Origin of the sequence: Thioalkalivibrio halophilus (assembly GCF_001995255.1) — a bacterium.
GTDB lineage: Bacteria > Pseudomonadota > Gammaproteobacteria > Ectothiorhodospirales > Ectothiorhodospiraceae > Thioalkalivibrio > Thioalkalivibrio halophilus.
On sequence record NZ_MUZR01000080.1, the window covers coordinates 8,719 to 12,134 of the forward strand.

At 70.4% G+C, this 3,416-nt stretch carries 2 protein-coding genes and 1 pseudogene; all 3 read right to left on the bottom strand.

The window, feature by feature from the left end; genetic code table 11:
- Nucleotides 1–27: 27 nt before the first annotated feature.
- Entirely contained in the window at nt 28–873 is an 846-nt protein-coding gene (locus tag B1A74_RS13690; protein ID WP_077244959.1) for a hypothetical protein, read from the bottom strand.
- A gap of 2 nt (nt 874–875) precedes the next feature.
- Nucleotides 876–2,987: a molybdopterin-containing oxidoreductase family protein gene (locus B1A74_RS13695; protein WP_077244960.1), complete on the bottom strand. Its 2,112-nt coding sequence runs from the start codon at nt 2,985–2,987 to the stop codon at nt 876–878.
- Nucleotides 2,988–3,179: 192 nt separating this feature from the next.
- Nucleotides 3,180–3,416: pseudogene (locus B1A74_RS13700) on the bottom strand (hypothetical protein); the annotation flags it as partial.

The following is a 3,416-nucleotide window of genomic DNA, read 5'->3' on the forward strand; positions in this document are numbered from 1 at the left end:
CGCAGCCCTCTGCGCGATCCGGCGTCTCTATTCGGGGGCGGGCCGGCCGGTAAGGCGGCGGTAGAGGGCGAAGCCGGCGTCGCGGTCGGCGGTGCGCAGGATGGCGGATCGGCCCGGGGTCGAGGGATCGGCCTTCAGGTCGACGCCGGCCTCTTCGGCGGCGCGGAAATCGGCGTCGGTCAGTTCGACCTTGCCGAAGACCGAGATGATGTAGCCACCGGGGATCGGCGGGGGTGGCGTGAACGACTCGCCGTCCGCCAGCGCGACCCAGGCCGGGATGAAGGCCGGGCCGTAGAAGTCGAAGAAGCCGTTGGAGCCGCGCAGATGGGCCTCGATCGGCCGGCCGCCGATCAGCTCGATGTTGCAGATGCCGCTGTAACCGGCCAGGTTGCGCCGCACCCAGTCGGCGATCCACGGCTCCACTTCGGGCACGGCGGCGCCCACCTCCCAGTAGATCGGGCGCGCGGCGTCCTTTTCGTCCGAGCCGCGGGTGTGGGCGAACCAGCGCACCTCACCGTTCTCCACCAGGCAGTCGGTGCTGGTGTGGGCTCCCTCCAGGCGCTGGCACCAGAAACTGCCGGGCTCGGCCGGCACCTCGCCGGCGGGCAGAGCGCGGGCATCCAGCCCCATGCCGGCGAGGTTGATGACCGGCTTCACGAACACAGTGTCCGCCGCGTCCAGCCCCAGGTCCGTGGGCGCGACCCCGCAGGGCGCGGCGGTCAGGCCCGCATCCAGGGCCAGGCGCAGCTTGTCGTAGACGTATCGATGCCCGGGGTTCAGGCGCCAGGCGGCCGCGTCCGACACCGCCACCTCGCGCCGCGGCTCGGGCCGGAAGATGTGCCGGCGCTCGGGGAGGACGCCAACGAACGGCAAGGTCAGCCCGCCTCCGGCAGGCGTTCTTCGTGCCCGGCGCGCAGGCGTTCCACCTCGCACAGCAGCGACTTGAACGCGGGGAAGCCGCTGATCGGGTCGAGGTTGCGGTCGTCGGTCAGCTCGTTGATGTTGGCGTGGTTCCAGCCGTGCTGGCAGTGCGCCACGCCGGGCTTGATGCGGTCGGTGACCTTCGCCACGAAGGCGACCCGCCCGCGCGGCGAGCGCACCTCCACCGTGTCGCCATCGGCGATGCCGCGCGCCGCGGCGTCGGTCGGGTTCAGCTCCACCAGCGGCTCCGGCATTGCCCGGCGCATGCGTTCCAGGTACTGGTGCTGCGAGTGGGTGGCGTGCTTGTGGCGCGCGCCGCTGGTCAGCACCAGCGGATAGTCGCGCGCCAGCTCCGGCGTGGACAGCGGGCTCTCGGCCGGCTCGCGCCAGACCGGCAGGCCGTCGTGCCCGGCCTCGCGCAGCTCGGCGGCATCGAACTCCACCTTGCCGCTGACGGTGCGGAAGCCGTGCAGGCGGTACTGGCGGTCGCCCTCCTCGAAGCCGTGCTCGACCAGATCATCCAGCGCCTTCGCGAACACGGTCACCCCGTCCGGGTCGTTGTACACCTGCTCGCGGATGGTCTCGGGGATACCCTCGGCGGCCTCGGCCCAGCTGGCCTCCAGGTCGCCGTTCCAGAACTGCTCGCCCATGCCCAGGCGCACGCCCAGCTCGAGGAACACCTCGGCGTCGGCGCGTGCCTCGCCGCGCGGGGCCACCGCCTGGTGCCGGTAGCGCAGCTCGCCGCGGAAGTTGCAGCCGGGATAGGCGATCAGCGCCGGGCGCTCGAGGCTGGTGGCGGCCGGCAGCACGATGTCCGCCATGCGCGTGGCCGGGTTGTGGAAGAAGTCCGACACGGCGAAGAAATCCAGCGCCCCCAGCGCCTGTTCCATGCGCTTCGAGTTCGGCCACATCGCGGTGTTGATGCCAATCGCCAGCAGGGCGTGCACCCGCTGCGGTCGGCCGTCGAGGATCGCGTCCGGCAGCAGCATGCTCTGCGCCGCCGGCCAGTGGGCCGTCCACACCGGGAAGGTCTCGTCGCCGATGCGTGGCGGCAGGTTCTGCTTGCAGTGGTCGAACAGGTCGATCGGCTTCGGCGTGACCTTGTCGTTGAAGAAGCGGTTGCCGCCCTCGCGGTCGATATTGCCGGTGACCGCCGCCAGCAGGCTCACCGCGCGGTGATTCTGGAAGCCGTTGGAGTGCTGCACGGTGGCGGTGGGCGAGAGCATGATCTGCGCCGGGCTACGGGTCGCGTAGAGCTCGGCGGCGCGCTTCAGGTCGGCCTCCTCGATGCCGCAGATCGCCGCCACCCGCTCCGGCGGGAATTCGGCCACGTATTCGCGGAAGGCCTCCACGCCGCTGCCCCATTCGTCGAGGAAGGCCTGGTCCTGCCAGCCGTTTTCGAAGATCAGGTGGTGCATGCCCAGCGCCAGCGCCCCGTCCGTACCCGGGCGGATCTGCAGATGCACCTCGGCCTGCTCCGCCAGCGGTGTGACTCGCGGGTCCACCACCACCGTGGCGCAGCCGGGGCGTGCCGCGGCCAGCGCATGCTGATGGAACGGCGGGATGGAACCGCGCGGGTTGGTGGACCACACCAGCAGGCAGCGGGTCGCATCCGAGGCCACGGTGGAGGATGTCTTGATTTTGGTGCCGAAGGTCACCTCCTCCGCCACCTTGGTGGAGGAGAAGCAGCAACCGCTCTCGGTCAGGTAGTTGGGCGAGCCGAAGGCATGCGCCAGGCGCTGGAGCTGCGGCCGAGCCTCCTTGGTGTAGCCGGCGAAGAAGGCCGCCGCCGGGGCACCGTGCTCCTCGCGGGTCGCGCGCAGATGCTCGGCGATGGTGTCCAGCGCCTCGTCCCAGGAGATGCGCTCGAACTCGCCGCTGCCGCGCGGTCCGGTGCGCCGCAGCGGGTACAGCAGGCGTTCGGGATGGTTACGGCGATCGAGCTGGACGTAGCAGCGGGGACAGTCGGGACCGTCAATCTTTACCGGCTCGCCGGTATTGTCCAGGGTGACGTCGATCGCACAGTTGGCGTCGCATTCGTAGCAGGTGCTTTTCACGGTCGCCATGGGGTCGGCTTACCTCGCGCGGGCATTCGGTCGATACATCCGCCGATTATGCGCACGGCGCCCGCCGCCCTCGAACAACGTCATGCGCCCCGGGGCATTGCCCCCGCCCGCAGGCGGCCAGCCCCCTGGCCGATCATGCCCGACGACCCACCCGGCCGAATCGGCCGGAGGGCCGGCCTCCTACGGGGCGGGTTACCGGGATTCGTCGTCGGGATCGGGAAAATCGAATTCCCAGTCATCCTCGTCCTTTTCCGAGGCCTGCGGGATTTCCGCCTCGTCGGAACGATCGTCGAACGCCGGTTCTTCGTCCGAGCCGGGTTCTGCCTCGGACTCCGGTTCGGGCTCAGGCTCAGGCTCAGGCTCAGGCTCAGGCTCAGGCTCAGGCTCAGGCTCAGGCTCCGGTTCGGGTTCGGGTTCGGGTTCGGGTTC

Excerpts from the sequence above, each read along its gene's own strand:
- B1A74_RS13695 (WP_077244960.1), bottom strand. The coding sequence starts at position 2,987 with ATGGCGACCGTGAAAAGCACCTGCTACGAATGCGACGCCAACTGTGCG.